Source organism: Micromonospora palythoicola (assembly GCF_036689795.1).
Classification (GTDB): Bacteria; Actinomycetota; Actinomycetes; order Mycobacteriales; family Micromonosporaceae; genus Micromonospora; species Micromonospora palythoicola.
This window is the reverse complement of sequence record NZ_JBAGKI010000009.1, coordinates 106079-119797: the sequence shown is the minus strand read 5'-3', so window position 1 is coordinate 119797 and position 13719 is coordinate 106079. Positions and strand designations below refer to the sequence as shown.

The window sequence follows — 13719 nt, the reverse complement described above, 5'->3', positions numbered from 1 at the left end:
GCCCCCCGGGGCGGCCCCCCCCCGCCCCCCCCCCCCCCCCCCCGCGGTGGCCCCCGCGCCGCCCGGCGCGCCCCCCCCCCCGCGACGAGGAGGTCAGTACACCGACAGGTGGACGTGGTTGGTGTGGTCGCTGGACGGGTCACCACGGGCACCGCTGTACGACTTCCAGCCGCTGCTGGGCAACCAGATCTGCCTGTACCAGATCACGTAGAGCACCGCGAGCCGGTCGGCGTTGTTGACGAAGTACGCCGCCAGGTTGTTGCCGTACGAGCGGTCACCGCCGGTGGCGTCCCCGCCGAAGCCGTTCTTCTGGGCCGCGAAGTCGCAGGCCCGACCCTTCGGGTGCTCGCCGGAGCCGCCGGAGCGGTAGCAGGAGACGTACCGGGTGAAGCCGGCCGACTTGGCCTGCTTCAACGCGTGCAGGGTGCGTGGGGTGATGCAGCCGTTGGCCGGGGTGGGGTCGTTGACGCTGCACGACTCCGAGGGCCACGACCCGTCGGAGTTGCGCGGAGCCGGCTTGGCGGTGGGGCTCGACCCGCCGCTACGCGACGGTGACCGGGCGGCCCGTTCGGCGGCCCTGGCCCGCTCGGCCGCCTCGTCCCGCTCGATGGCCACGGTCAACGCCCGCTCGGCCTGGTCCTTGCGCTTGGCCATCACGGCCACCTGCTTGCGCTGCTCCTGGATCTCCGCGTCCAGGGCCTGCTTGGTGGCGCTGACCTCGTCCCGGGCGGTCTGGAGTTCCCGCAGCGCGCGGTCCTCGTTCGCGGCCACCGCGTCCAGCGCCGCCGCCCGATCCATGAAACCGGCCGGTGACCCGCTGTTGAGCAGCGCCGAAGCGGCACCCAGCCGTCCGGTGCGGTACGCCTGAGCGGCGATCTCGGCGACGTTGGTACCGCGCTCGGCGACCTGGCTCTCGGTCGTCTTGAGCCGCTCGGCCAGCTTCTTCTGCCGCTTCACCGAGCGGTCGAGCGCGGTCTTGGCGTCGAGGTAGCCCTTGCTGGCAGCCTCCAGCTGGGCCCGTAGGGCCGGGGTGCCACCCTCGTCGTCCACATCTCCCGGTGCCGCCGCCCGCAACGCCTGCGGTGCGGCGGTCGCTGGGGAGAAGGGAGCCAGCGCGACGCCGAGGGTGAGGGCGAGCGCGGCGGCGATCAGGGCCGCCGTACGGGCGGCCGGTCTTACCGTTGCCACTGCTGGCATGCACATGTCCTTCCGTCAGCCGCCGACCGGGTTAGCTGACGGGTTCGGGACGGAAGATCCCTACCGCTGGCGCGGATACACCCCAGGAACATGGTTCCCCGGTTCGCCCTGGCGGGCGATTAGGCGGCGGCCGCCGCCGGCACCGGTGGGTGCCGCCTGGCGATGGCCGGGTCAGAGCCTACCGGTGCGCACGTGACCGGTGCAGCTGCTGTTACTGCTGGTGTTCGGTTGTTGACTAGTGAACCAGAGCAAATCGGACAACAACCTACTTTTACCCGATTGGCCTGGTCACCACCGCACCGCCCCGCAACCCCCGGGGTCGGTACGCGGCTCGACCTGGAGGGTCGCGTGGTCGATCTGGAAGTCCTCGCGCAGCGCCGAACGGGCCGCCGCCAGGACGGTGCCGACATCGGCGTCCGGTCTGACGGTCAGGTGTGCGGAGGCGACCTCCATGCCGGAGGTCAACGTCCAGACGTGCAGGTCGTGGACGCCGGCCACGCCCGGCACCGCGGCCAGCCGGTCGTGCACGGCGGTGACCTGCAGGTGTTCCGGTGCGGCCTGGACCAGGATGCGTACCGCCGCCCGGCCCAGGCGCCAGGTCCGGGGCAGGATGAACCCGGCGATCGCGACCGCCACCAGCGGATCGGCCCACCACCAGTCGGTCACCGCGATCAGCAGGGCGGCCGCGATCACCCCCAGCGAGCCCAGCAGGTCCGCCAGCACCTCCAGGTAGGCCCCCCGCAGGTTGATGCTCTCCCGCGCACCCGGACGCAACAGTGCGAACGCGGCGACGTTGGCGAGCAGGCCGAGCGCCGCCACCACCAGAACCGGGCCGGCGAGCACCTCGGGCGGATTTCCGAAGCGACGTACCGCTTCGACCAGCACGTACACCGCGACGCCCGAGAGCAGTACCGCGTTGGCCAGGGCCGCGAGCACCTCCAGCCGGTAGAGCCCGAAGGTGCGTTGCGGGTCGGTGTCGGCCCGCCGGGTGGCGGCCACGGCCGCGAGGGCCATCCCGATGCCCAGCACATCGGTGAACATGTGTCCGGCGTCGGAGAGCAGGGCCAGCGAACCGGTCCGCAACGCGGTGACCGCCTCGATCACCGTCAGCGCACCGAGCAGGGCGAACGCCGCCCACAGCCGGCCGGAGTGGCGGCGCGCGGCGGTCGACACCGCAGCGTGGTGGTGGTCATGGCCGGCACCCACCCAGACACCTTCCGTCGTCCGGCGAGCCGGGGACGGACCTATGCCAACATCGCTATGAGTGCAATCGTCGGGCCTCGTGATCGCTAACCGGTCGGGTCGACGGTGGTCAGCCGCTGGGTGGCCCGGGACAGCGCGACGTAGAGAGTACGGACACCGGAGCCGGGCTCCGCCCGGATCTCCGCCGGGGCGACCAGCACCACCCCGTCGTACTCCATGCCCTTGGCCTCCAGGCTGGTCACCACCTGCAACCGATCGCCGCCACGTGCCCCCAGCCAGGCCGCGACCTGATCCCGTCGGGGCACCGGGGTGATCACCCCGACGGTGCCCTCCACCTCGCCGAGCAGGGCGCTGGCGGCCGTCACGACGGTCGCCTCCAACTCGGGGGCCGGCACCACGAGCCGCACCGGATCGATCCCGGTGGAGCGGACCGCGGTGGGCAGCGCGAGATCGGGGTACGCCCGCCGGATCTCGGCCGCCGCCACCGCGAAGATCTCGGCCGAGTTCCGGTAGTTCGTGGTGAGGGTGAAGCGGTGCCGACGACGGCGACCCAGCGCCTGGTCACGGGCCCGGGCCAGCTCCTGCGGATCCCCCGTCCACGCGGTCTGCGCCGGGTCGCCCACCACCGTCCAGGACGCCAACCGGCCGCGCCGGCCCACCATCCGCCACTGCATCGGTGAGACGTCCTGGGACTCGTCGACCACCAGGTGGGCGTAGTCGCGGTAGTCCTCGGGGCGCTCCCGAGCGGCCTGCCGGGCAGCCCGCTGCCGGTCGGCGAACGTGCTCAGCTCGCGTACCCCACCGGCCAACTGGAACGGGTCCCGCTTCGGGCGGGCGGCGCGCATCGGTTTGCCGAGCAGCGCGTCCAGCTCGTCCAGCAGCGCGACGTCGGCGACGGTCGGACCATCCGTGGCCAACCCCCGGTACGCCGAGCCGAGCAGCCGGATCTCGGCACCGGAGAGCAGTCCCGCGCCGTACCGGCGCAACCGCTGCGGATCGGCCAACCAGGCGAGCACGTGCCGCGGATGCAGCCGGGGCCACCACGCCTTCAGGAAGTCGCGGAAATCGGTCCGGTCGATCAGCTCGTCCTCGAAGGCGCGCTGCTCCGGCAGCCCGGCGATGCCCAGCCGGCGGGCCTGCGCCCAGAGCGCGGCGAGCACGCCGTCGAAGCCCGCCCGACGCACCTCGTTGCGGCGGGCGCCACGGGGCAGCGCCCGCTCGCGGATGGCGTCCAGCTCGGCCCGCTCCAGCCGCAGCAGCGTGCCCCGGTACAGCAGGCGCAGCTCGGGCGGGGCATCGGGCACCGCGTCCCGGGCGGCCCGTTCCAGCACCCGGCGCATCCGCAGCGAACCCTTGACCGCCGCCACGTCGGGCGGGTCGGTGCGGGTGGCCACCACCCCGGGGAACAGGGTGCCCAGCGAGTGCAGGGTGGCGGTGTCCTCACCGAGCGACGGCAGCACCGAGGCGATGTACTCGACGAAGACCGAGGAGGGGCCGATCACCAGGATGCCGCCACCGGCGTACCGGCTGCGGTCGGTGTAGAGCAGGTACGCCGCGCGATGCAGCGCCACCGCCGTCTTGCCGGTGCCCGGGCCACCGGAGACGATCGTGACCCCCGAGCCGGGGGAGCGGATCGCCTCGTCCTGCTCGCGCTGGATGGTGGCCACGATGTCCCGCATGCCGCGACCGGTGGTCCGGGACAGGGTGGCCAGCAGCGCGCCGTCGCCGACCACCGGCATGTCCGGTGGGGCGGCGTCCGGGTCCAGCAGGTCGTCCTCGATCCGGGTGACCCGCTCGCGGCTGGACTGGATCGTGCGGCGCCGGACGACGCCGAGCGGCTCGGCCGGCGTCGCCTGGTAGAAGGCGGCGGCGGCCGGGGCCCGCCAGTCCACCACCAGAGTGGTGGCGTCCTCGTCGCGGATACCGAGTCGCCCGACGTACAGGGTCTGCCCGTCCCGCAGGTCGAGGCGGCCGAAGACCAGCCCCTCGTACTCGGCGTCGAGCACGTGACGTCGCTGCGCGGCGTGGAAGACCATCGCGTCCCGCTCGACCAGCGCACCGAAGTTGCCGACCCGGGCGAGCCGGTACCCCTCCCGCTCCGCGCGGACGGCGGATCGGCGCAGCTCGGCCAGTCGCGCGTACACCCGGTCGAGATGCCGTTGCTCGGCGGCGATCTCCTGATCCAGGGTGCTCTGGTCCACCGCTCGCTCTCCTCGTGACGCCGCCCGACCAACCGCACGAGATTACGCCCCGCGTCCGACCTGGCCGGAGGGGCACCTTGGCCGAGGCCGTCGGCGGTCAGCCGGGGACGCGCCGTCCGGCCGGGAGATCATCCAGAACCCGGCGCAACACGCCGGCCAGGGCGGCGTTCACCTCCTCGGGCCGCTCCATCATCAGCATGTGTCCGGCGCCGGGGCAGACGGTCAGGTCGGTGGCCGGCAGCGCTGCGGCGATCGACTCCGCGCACGGTGGCGGGGTGAGCCGGTCCCGGTCGCCGACCAGTGCCGCGGCCGGCAGGTGAGCCAGCGCGGTGAGCGTGTCCAGCCGGTGCTGGGTGCCGATGGAGGCCCGGAACCCGCCGATCGACCGCAGCGAGGCGCGGGCGACGGCCGAGGTGACCAGCCGGATGTCCGTGGGGTCGCAACGGTCCCCGAAGAGCATCCACCGGATGCTCGGGCGCAGCGCCCGTAGCAGCGCCCGGGGCGGTCGCCAGGCGCCGCAGCGGGCGAGGACTCCCGCGCCGGTGGTCTCGGCCAGCCGGATGATCCGGGCGATCCGGGGAGAAAGGCCGTAGACGGTGTGGGTGTGGCCCTCGGCGGTGGTGGAGACGAAGACCAGTCCGGCGGTACGCCGGGAGAAGTGGTCCGGGTGGCGGTGCGCGTACTCCATGATCGTCATGCCGCCCATCGAGTGGCCGACCAGCACCACCGGGCCGGTGGGCGCCACCCTGTCCAGCACCGCGGCCAGGTCGTCACCGAGCTGGGCCAGGGTGGCCGTGGGCAGGGCCATGCAGCTGGACCGGCCGTGCCCACGCGCGTCGTAGGTGACCACCCGGACCGAGCCGAACGTCTCGCGGATGGCGGCCAGCTGCCGGTGCCAACTGCGTCCGTCCAGCGTCCAGCCGTGCAGCAGCACGGCGGTCACCTCGGCGTCGGTCGGGCCGGCGGTCTCCACGTGCAGGCGTACGTCGTCGCCCAGCCGTACCTCGGTCGGCTCCGGCATTGCCACCTCCCCACGGCGCACGGTTGCGTAACACCGGGGATACCCGGTGGTAACACCGGCTACCCGTCATGACAACACGCCAACCGGGGTGTTGAGAAGATCTCGTCGATCGGCTCCGCCGGGGCGACGACCCGGCCAGGCTGAGAGGCATGGCAACCAGGGGTGGCACACCCGCCGGCTCCGCGCTCGCCGGCCAGGCCCGCGGGGGCACGCCGCGCGCGGCCCTGGCCGAGCTGCTCGCCGGCAACCGGCGGTTCGTCAGCGGGCAACCGGTGCACGGCCACGACGTGACCGCGGCGGCCGCGACCGCCTCGGGCGACCAGCAGCCGTACGCCGTGGTGCTCGGCTGCATCGACTCGCGGGTGCCGTTGGAGGCGATCTTCGACCAGACCTTCGGATCGATCTGCGTCATCCGCACCGGGGCGCAGGTCCTGGATCGGGCGGTGCTGGGCTCGATCGAGTACGTGGTCGAGGTGCTGGGCGTGCCGCTGGTGATGGTGCTGGGTCACGAGCGGTGCGGCGCGGTGCAGGCGACCATCGACTCCCTGCGTACCGGCCGGCGTCCGGCCGGCGCGCTCGCCCATCTGGTCGACCGGATCGCGCCGGCGGTCACCGAGGTGGGGCTGGACGAGAGGAACCTGCTGCCGCTGGCCGTCCGTCGGCACGTGGTCCGTACCGTGGCCGCGCTGCGCGCCGACCCCAGGCTGACCCCGCCGGTCGCCGCCGGCCGGCTCGCCGTCACCGGAGCCGTCTACGACCTCGCCACCGGTGAGGTGGCCCTGCTGGACCCGCCGGAACGGGCCTGAGACGGTGAACGCCCGCCGGGGGTGACCCGACGGGCGTGCACAGGTGGTACGGAGCGGGCGCGACGCGCCCTCGGCCGATCAGGCCTCGAAGACGCCGGCCTCGACCAGACGCTTCTCGGTGGCGTCCCAGCCGTCGCCCGGGTGGGCGGCGTTGAGACCGTTGAGCTCGGCGCGGATCTTGGCGGCGTGCCCGGCGGCGGCCAGCACCCGGATCTCCTCGACGAAAGCCTCGGAGTCGGTGCGCAGGTGCGCCGTCTTGCCGTTGGTGAGGTTCCGCACGTAGGCGTGCTTGCCGCCGTTGAGCGGGATGAGGTACTTGAACTCGCCCAGCACGCTGAGGGCGCCACCCTGGCCAGCCTGGCCGGCCCGGACTGACGCGCGCGCGGTCTTAGAGGTGTTGCTCGCCACGGAGGTACTCCTTGCAAGACGTACGGAGGACGGAACGTCCGGGGGCTGGTGCGGGCGCCGTCAAGGCGAGACCCGCGGAGGCTTACGCGGCACAGGCCGCCGATGGAACTGTACACGACCCACGATGCCGGCTGGTCATCGCGGCGTCACGAGGTGGAACCCCGGTCACCTGTCCGGGTATTCCGGGCGGCGGATTTTCCGATTCCCTGGCGTACCATCCGTCACAGCAGTCATCATGTGTTCCACAAGCCCGGATCGGGCGAGGTCGTAGGGGAAGACGCACCTCGCACTCCGGGAGGTCACCGTGCCAACGCGTGGCGTCGTATACGTCCACTCGACCCCGCTCGCCGTGTGCTCGCACGTCGAGTGGGCGATCGCGCGCGTCCTCGCCGCGCCGGTCAACCTGCAGTGGACGGCCCAGCCCGTCGACCCCGGCGCCCGCCGGGCCGAGTGCGGGTGGTCCGGTCGCCCGGGAACGGGCGCCGAACTGGCCGCTGCCCTCCGGCAGTGGCCCATGATCCGTTTCGAGGTCACCGAGGAGCCCAGTCCGGGCGTCGACGGTGAGCGCTTCATGCACGTGCCGGGCCGGGGCCTGTTCCGGGCGACCGTGGGCGCCGCCGGGGACATCCAGCTCGGTGAGGACCGGCTGCGCAGCATCATGGCGGGGGCGCGGGCGCCGGAGGCCCTGGCGCACGCCCTCGACAAGGCACTCGGCACCGCATGGGACGCCGAACTGGAGCCGTACCGTCACGCCGGGGACGGTGCACCGGTGACCCTGCTCACCCGGGTGGGCTGACCGGGGCGCGGGCGGAGGTCAAGTTGCCCGGTACGCGGTGAACTGGTGGGATGGTCCGCGTGTCGACTACCCCTCGGCGCGTCGCCACCGCGCTCGGCCTGGTGACCGCGCTGCTCGTCGCCGGCTGCTCCGGGGCCGGTCAACGTCCCTCGGCCGGCCCCGCCTCGACCCCGGTCCCGCCGCCCCCGCCGCCGTCGAGCGCCCCGCCCGAGGATCCGGCCACCCTGGCCGCGACCCTGGTCGGCGAACTCGCCGACGAGGACCTGGTCGGTCAGGTGCTGATGCCGTACGCCTACGGCGACCACGCGACGAAGGTGTCGGCCGGTTCGGCGGCCGGCAACCGGGCGCTGGCCGGGGTGGACACGCCCGCCGAGATGATCGAGAAGTACCGCCTCGGTGGGCTGATCCTGGTGGGTTTCAGCGCGGACGACCCCACCCAGGGCAACCAGGAGACCACGAACGTCGACAATCCGAAGCAGGTCCGCAACCTGACCACCGGCTTGCGCGAGGCCGCCGGGCGGCTGCCCGCCGGCGCGGCGCCCCTCCTGATCGGCACCGACCAGGAGTACGGCGTGGTCACCCGGATCACCGACGGGGTCACCATGCTGCCCAGCGCGCTCGGTGCCGGCGCCGCCGGTGACCCGGACCTGACCGAGGCCGCCTGGCGTGCCGCCGGCACCGAACTGACCGCGATGGGCATCAACGTCGACTTCGCGCCGGTCGCCGACGTGCTGGTGACCCGCAGCGCGGTGATCGGATCCCGGTCCTTCGGTTCGGATCCCCAGCGGGCGGCCGACCAGGTCGGCGGCGCGGTACGCGGGCTGCAGTCCGCCGGGGTGGCCGCCACGCTCAAGCACTTCCCGGGGCACGGGCACAGCGCCGTCGACTCCCACACGGACCTGCCCCGGCTCCCGCAGTCCCGGGGCGAGCTGGCGGCCGAGGCGTGGCCGCCGTTCACCGCCGGCATCGAGGCCGGCGCGCTGGCCGTGATGTCGGCCCACCTCGACGTGCGCTCGATCGACCCGGGTGTGGCCGCCACCTTCTCGTACAAGCTGCTCACCGAGGTGCTGCGTGGGGAACTCGGCTTCCAGGGTGTGGTGATCACCGACGGGATGAACATGGCGCCGGCCCGTCGCTTCCCGCCGGGCGAGGCGGCGGTGCGGGCGCTGAAGGCCGGCAACGACCTGATCCTCATGCCCCCGCACGTCGGGCAGGCGTACGAGGGGCTGCTGACCGCGCTGCGCGACGGCACGCTGCCCCGCGGCCGGCTGGTCGAGGCGGCCACCCGCGTACTGACCATGAAGTTCACCCTGGGCGACCCACCGACACCGGCGTTGTCCACGCTGGGTGCGCCGGCACACCGCGAGGCGGCCGGGGAGCTGGCCGCCGGGGCGGTGACCGTGCTGCGTGGCCGGTGCGGCACGACCGGCGTCCGTGGTCCGGTCACCGTCACCTCGTCGGCCGGCCGGGCGCACACCCGGGCGGCGCTGACCAGGGCACTGACCGAGGCCGGCGTGAAGGTGGTGCCCGAGGGCGGCACCGTGGTGCATCTGGTCGGCTACGGCGACGGCGCGCAGGACCTGCGGACCGGCGCGGCCGTCACCGTCGCCATGGACACCCCTTACGTGCTGGCCAAGGCGAAATCGGCCACCCTGCTGGCCACCTACTCGTCCAGCCGGGCCTCGATGACCGCGCTCGCCGACGTGCTCGCCGGTAAGACCCGCCCGGCGGGCCGCTCGCCGGTCAAGGTGCCCGGGCTGCCCACCACCACCTGCGCGGACTGATCCCCCGGGTCAGGGCGCCGCGACGAGGGTGTCGCGGGCCAGCCGGTACGCCGGCAGCACGTCGACCGGCTCACCGAGGCTGGTGCTGCTCGCCTCGACGAGCACCGTCTGGTCGGCCACCGTCACGGCCAGCGCCCACTCCCGCACGTCGGAGTCGGTGAGCGCCCGCCGGCTGAGCCAGGTCGCCTCCACCACGTCGAGGTCGCCGGCGCGGGTCTGGCGGTACTGCGGCCCGCTCGACTCCGGCTCGGCGGTGACGAACGCCTCAAGCGCCTGCCGGGCCGACGCGCCCGGGTCGTCGGCCGTCCAGACCCGCAGGAAACCCGGCACCACGGCCCGACCGTCCAGCTCGCAGCGCACTGTCGAACCGCCACGACGGGTCAGCGCCTCCGCCATGAGGTCACCCAACTCGTCGGTGGCCGCCGGAGTCTCGATCGGCTCGGCGGCCCAGCCGTCGGCCAGCCCGAAGGTGACCGGCAGCGGGCAGGGCGCGCCGCCGCCGACCGTGTCCACGGCCGCGGCGGCGACCACCTCGTCGTACCACGGCTCGCCGGTCGCGCCGCCGGTCTCCTCCCCGGCGCCGCCGCAGCCACCGAGCAGCCCGATGGTCAGCGTCGCCGCCGCCGCGATCGTCAGTCGTTTCACGTACCCAACCCCCGTCATCGATCGACAAGGGAGCCAGCAAAGCGGTGTGGCGGGCGGGCGTCAAGTCGTCGGGCCGGCGGTCCCGGAGTGTCGGGAAACGCCGCAGGTCACGGCGTTTCCCGACAGCCGATTCGGCTCAGGGCCGGGTGAAGACCAGCGCCACGTTGTGGCCGCCGAAGCCGAACGAGTTGTTGAGCGCGGCGGGCACCTCCATGTGCCGTGCCTTGTTGGCCGCCACGTCCAGGGTCAGGCCGTCGTCCGGGTCGTCCAGGTTGATCGTCGGCGGCACCACGCCGTCCCGGATCGCCAGGATGGTGGCGATCGACTCCAGCGCTCCGGCCGCGCCGAGCAGGTGACCGGACATGGACTTGGTGGCGGTGAGCACCGGGTGGTCGCCCAGCGCGGCTCGCAACGCCGTGATCTCCGCGATGTCGCCCACCGGGGTCGAGGTGGCGTGCGCGTTCACGTGGACGATGTCGGACTTCGCCACGTCCGCGTCGGTGATCGCCTTCGCGATCGCCCGGATCGCGCCCGCGCCCTCCGGGTGCGGCTGGACGATGTCGAAGCCGTCGGAGGTGATGCCCGCGCCGGCGAGCCGCGCGTACACCCGAGCGCCCCGGGCGGCGGCGTGGTCGGCACGCTCCAGCACGATGACGCCGGCGCCCTCGCCGAGCACGAAGCCGTCACGGCCCTTGTCCCACGGACGGGAGGCCCGCTCCGGCTCGTCGTTGCGGGTCGACATCGCCCGCATCGAGGAGAAACCGGCGATCGGCAGCGGGTGGATCACCGCCTCGGTGCCGCCGGCCACCACCACGTCGGCGCGGCCGGCACGGATCATGTCCAGGCCGAGCGCGATCGCCTCCGCGCCGGTCGCGCAGGCACTGGCCACGGAATGCACCCCGGCGCGGGCGCCCAGCTCCAGGCCGACCCAGGCGGCCGGGCCGTTCGGCATCAGCATCGGGATGGTGTGCGGGGAGACCCGCCGTGGACCGGACGCCTCCAGCACGTCGTCCTGGGCGAGCAGGGTCAGCGCCCCGCCGATGCCCGAGCCGACGCTGACGCCGAGCCGCTCCGGGTCGAGCCCGGAGTCGGCCAGGCCGGCGTCCGACCAGGCCTGGTGGGCGGCGATCAGGGCGATCGCCTCGGAGCGGTCCAGCCGGCGCAGCTTCACCCGGTCCAGCAGACCGGCCGGATCGACCGCGAGCTGGGCGGCGATCCGGACCGGCAGTTGCGCGGACCACTCCTGGGCGAGCGGACTCACCCCGGAGCGGCCGGCGAGCATGGCGTCCCAGGTCGACGCGACGTCCCCGCCCAGCGGGGTGGTCGCGCCGAGCCCGGTGACGACGACGTCGATGCGACTCATGATCAGGACTGCGCCTCGATGTAGCTGACGGCGTCCCCGACGGTCTTGAGGTTCTGCACCTCGTTGTCAGGGATCTTGACGCCGAACTTCTCCTCGGCGGCGACCACGACCTCCACCATGGAGAGCGAGTCGACGTCCAGGTCGTCGGTGAAGGACTTCCCCTCGGCCACGTCGTCCGGGTTCACCCCGGCAACCTCTTCGAGGATCTCGGCGAGGCCGGCGGTGATCTCGTCACGGGTCATTGCGGTGGGTTCCTCTCATCGGGTTCTCTCGACGGGGCGGCGACGCCGTCCGTCGCTCCTCGGCGTCGCGCGCCGTGGGGGTATCAGGGGCAGCGGACGACCTGACCGGCGTAGGTGAGGCCGCCGCCGAAGCCGAACAACAGCACCGGGGCACCGGAGGGCACCTCGCGGCGCTCCACCAGCTTGGACAGGGCCAACGGGATGCTGGCCGCGGAGGTGTTGCCGGACTCGACGATGTCCTTGGCGATGATCGCCTGGCCGATGTTCAGCCGCTTCGCGATGCCGTCGATGATCCGTCCGTTGGCCTGGTGCGGGACGAAGGCGGCCAGCTCCGACGGGTCGACACCGGCCCGTTCGCACGCCTGCAGGGCCAGCGGCGCCAGCGCCGTGGTGGCCCAGCGGAACACCGCCTGCCCCTCCTGGGCGACGTACGGCCGCCAACCCTCGATGCGCACCGCGTCGCCGCGCTCCGGCACCGAGCCCCAGACCACCGGGCCGACCCCCGCCGGCTCGTCCTCCGCGGCGGCGGTGACCACGGCCGCGCCCGCGCCGTCGCCGAAGATGATGCAGGTGGAGCGGTCGGTCCAGTCGGTGAAGTCGGACAGCTTCTCCGCGCCGATCACCAGGGCGTTGCGGGACGCACCGGCACGGATCGCGTGGTCGACCGTGCCCAGCGCGTACGCGAAGCCGGAGCAGGCGGTGTTGACGTCGTACGCGCCCGGGGCGTTGATCCCCAGCTTGGCGGCGACCCGGCAGGCCACGTTCGGGCTGCGGTCGATCGAGGTGCAGGTGGCCACCACGACCAGGTCGATGTCGGCGGCGGTCAGGCCGGAGTTCGCCAGCGCCTTGTCGGCGGCGGCCGCGGCCATGTCGGCGACCGTCTCGTCACCGGCGATCCGGCGGGTCGCGATGCCGACCCGGTCGCGGATCCACTCGTCGCTGGTCTCCACCAGCTGGGCGATCTCGTCGTTGGTCACCACCCGGGACGGCTGGTAGTGCCCGAGGGACAGGATCCGGCTGCCCGTCATGACGAGGCCTCCCCAGCGTGGTTGTCGTCGCGAGACATGTGCTTACTGGTTTCGTCGACCGTGCCGTGCCGGGCGATGAGCTCCCGGGCGGCGGGCAGGTCGTCCGGGGTCTTCACGGTGACGATCTCCGGTGCGTTCGCACCGGCGAGTTCCCGCTTGACCAGGCCGGCGAGCGTGCCGGCGGGCGGCAGTTCGATCACGCCGGTCACTCCGAGGCGGGCGAGAGTGGCCATGCAGAGATCCCAGCGGACCGGGGCGGTGACCTGCCGGACCAGTCGGTCGAGCAGCTCCCGGCCGGTGTCGACGGCCGTCCCGTCGAGGTTGGACAGCAGGATGCGGTCCGGGTCGTTCGGGGTGGTCCCGGCGGCGACGGCGGCCAGCGCCGTCTCCGCGGGGGTCATGTACGGGGTGTGGAAGGCGCCGGCCACCTGCAACCGGACGACCCGGACCCGCTGCGGGGGCTCGGCGGCCAGCTTCTCCAGCCCGTCGAGCGCACCGGCGGCGACGACCTGGCCCTTGCCGTTGCGGTTGGCGGCGTGCAGCCCGTGCGCGCTGATCGCGGCGAGCACCTCGTCCGGGTCGCCACCGAGCACCGCGGCCATGCCGGTCGGCTCCAGCGCGCAGGCGGCGGCCATCTCCCGGCCGCGTACGCCGGCGAGGGTGATCGCCGCCTCCGCCGGCAGCGCCCCGGCCAGCGCCGCCGCGCCGAGTTCACCGACGCTGTGTCCCGCGGTCACCGCCACCTGGCGCATCGGCAGGTGCTCGGCGGCGAGCAGCGCGGCGGCGACCAGCAGCGGTTGGGTGCGGGCGGTGTCCCGGATCTCGTCGGCGTCGGCGGCGGTGCCCAGGTGCACCAGGTCGACGCCGGCCAGCTCGGACCACGAGCGCAGTCGGGACTCGGCGTCGGGCAGGTCGAGCCAGGGGGTCAGAAAGCCGGGTTTCTGGGAACCCTGGCCGGGGCAGAGTACGGCGAGCACGTCTATGACTCTCCTGGATACCCATGGGTTGCGCTGTGCCGGCTGGCA

General features: G+C 73.5%; 13 protein-coding genes and 1 riboswitch. Of the genes, 3 read left to right on the top strand and 10 right to left on the bottom strand.

The features are described 5' to 3' along the window. Nucleotides 1-93 precede the first annotated feature (93 nt). From V5O40_RS06640 to V5O40_RS06625, 4 genes are all read right to left on the bottom strand, one after another. Entirely contained in the window at nt 94-1197 is a 1104-nt protein-coding gene (locus V5O40_RS06640; protein WP_332904633.1) for a coiled-coil domain-containing protein, read from the bottom strand. A gap of 4 nt (nt 1198-1201) precedes the next feature. Continuing rightward, nucleotides 1202-1333, bottom strand: a riboswitch (cyclic di-AMP (ydaO/yuaA leader). Between the two features lie 152 nt (nt 1334-1485). After that, a complete protein-coding gene (locus V5O40_RS06635) occupies nt 1486-2403 on the bottom strand; it encodes a cation diffusion facilitator family transporter (protein ID WP_332904632.1) in 918 nt (305 codons plus the stop codon). An 83-nt stretch (nt 2404-2486) separates the two neighbouring features. Next, a complete protein-coding gene (locus tag V5O40_RS06630) occupies nt 2487-4601 on the bottom strand; it encodes a HelD family protein (RefSeq protein WP_332904631.1) in 2115 nt (704 codons plus the stop codon). 97 nt (nt 4602-4698) lie between these two features. Then, on the bottom strand, nt 4699-5622 hold the full coding sequence (locus tag V5O40_RS06625; protein WP_332904630.1) for an alpha/beta fold hydrolase: 924 nt from the start codon (nt 5620-5622) through the stop codon (nt 4699-4701). Nucleotides 5623-5771: 149 nt separating this feature from the next. Between V5O40_RS06625 and V5O40_RS06620 the strand changes: the two genes are divergently transcribed. Further along, nucleotides 5772-6428, top strand: coding sequence for a carbonic anhydrase (locus V5O40_RS06620; protein ID WP_332904629.1), 657 nt, complete (start codon nt 5772-5774; stop codon nt 6426-6428). Nucleotides 6429-6506: 78 nt separating this feature from the next. On the opposite strand, the gene V5O40_RS06615 is transcribed toward V5O40_RS06620, so the two are convergent. Continuing rightward, nucleotides 6507-6836, bottom strand: coding sequence for a hypothetical protein (locus V5O40_RS06615; protein WP_269737656.1), 330 nt, complete (start codon nt 6834-6836; stop codon nt 6507-6509). A 304-nt stretch (nt 6837-7140) separates the two neighbouring features. Here V5O40_RS06615 and V5O40_RS06610 point away from each other — a divergent pair, with 304 nt between their 5' ends. Both V5O40_RS06610 and V5O40_RS06605 read left to right on the top strand, forming a co-directional pair. Continuing rightward, complete coding sequence (locus V5O40_RS06610; RefSeq protein WP_164449338.1) at nt 7141-7632, top strand: DUF3145 domain-containing protein; 492 nt, start codon at nt 7141-7143, stop codon at nt 7630-7632. 50 nt (nt 7633-7682) lie between these two features. Beyond that, nucleotides 7683-9416: a glycoside hydrolase family 3 protein gene (locus tag V5O40_RS06605; protein ID WP_332904628.1), complete on the top strand. Its 1734-nt coding sequence runs from the start codon at nt 7683-7685 to the stop codon at nt 9414-9416. Between the two features lie 9 nt (nt 9417-9425). Here the strand turns inward: V5O40_RS06605 and V5O40_RS06600 are convergent, their stop codons facing one another. The 5 genes from V5O40_RS06600 to V5O40_RS06580 all read right to left on the bottom strand — a co-directional run bounded on the left by V5O40_RS06600 (nt 9426) and on the right by V5O40_RS06580 (nt 13671). After that, nucleotides 9426-10061 (bottom strand): lipoprotein, encoded by a 636-nt coding sequence (locus V5O40_RS06600; protein WP_332904627.1) that lies wholly within the window; start codon nt 10059-10061, stop codon nt 9426-9428. A 136-nt stretch (nt 10062-10197) separates the two neighbouring features. Beyond that, nucleotides 10198-11424, bottom strand: coding sequence for a beta-ketoacyl-ACP synthase II (gene fabF / locus V5O40_RS06595; RefSeq protein WP_281581964.1), 1227 nt, complete (start codon nt 11422-11424; stop codon nt 10198-10200). A gap of 2 nt (nt 11425-11426) precedes the next feature. Beyond that, nucleotides 11427-11666 (bottom strand): acyl carrier protein, encoded by a 240-nt coding sequence (locus tag V5O40_RS06590; RefSeq protein WP_007072348.1) that lies wholly within the window; start codon nt 11664-11666, stop codon nt 11427-11429. Nucleotides 11667-11749: 83 nt separating this feature from the next. Continuing rightward, nucleotides 11750-12694 carry a beta-ketoacyl-ACP synthase III gene (locus tag V5O40_RS06585; protein ID WP_332904626.1) on the bottom strand — a complete coding sequence of 315 codons (945 nt, stop codon included), beginning with the start codon at nt 12692-12694 and terminating at the stop codon, nt 11750-11752. Further along, a complete protein-coding gene (locus tag V5O40_RS06580) occupies nt 12691-13671 on the bottom strand; it encodes an ACP S-malonyltransferase (protein WP_332904625.1) in 981 nt (326 codons plus the stop codon). Before V5O40_RS06580 ends, V5O40_RS06585 begins: the two co-directional genes overlap by 4 nt. Nucleotides 13672-13719 lie beyond the last annotated feature (48 nt).

What these genes read in the sequence shown, in the direction of transcription:
- fabF (WP_281581964.1), bottom strand. Translation starts at nt 11,424, where the DNA reads ATGAGTCGCATCGACGTCGTCGTCACCGGGCTCGGCGCGACCACCCCG.
- V5O40_RS06590 (WP_007072348.1), bottom strand. Translation starts at nt 11,666, where the DNA reads ATGACCCGTGACGAGATCACCGCCGGCCTCGCCGAGATCCTCGAAGAG.
- V5O40_RS06620 (WP_332904629.1), top strand. Translation starts at nt 5,772, where the DNA reads ATGGCAACCAGGGGTGGCACACCCGCCGGCTCCGCGCTCGCCGGCCAG.
- V5O40_RS06605 (WP_332904628.1), top strand. Translation starts at nt 7,683, where the DNA reads ATGGTCCGCGTGTCGACTACCCCTCGGCGCGTCGCCACCGCGCTCGGC.
- V5O40_RS06640 (WP_332904633.1), bottom strand. Translation starts at nt 1,197, where the DNA reads ATGCCAGCAGTGGCAACGGTAAGACCGGCCGCCCGTACGGCGGCCCTG.
- V5O40_RS06625 (WP_332904630.1), bottom strand. Translation starts at nt 5,622, where the DNA reads ATGCCGGAGCCGACCGAGGTACGGCTGGGCGACGACGTACGCCTGCAC.
- V5O40_RS06585 (WP_332904626.1), bottom strand. Translation starts at nt 12,694, where the DNA reads ATGACGGGCAGCCGGATCCTGTCCCTCGGGCACTACCAGCCGTCCCGG.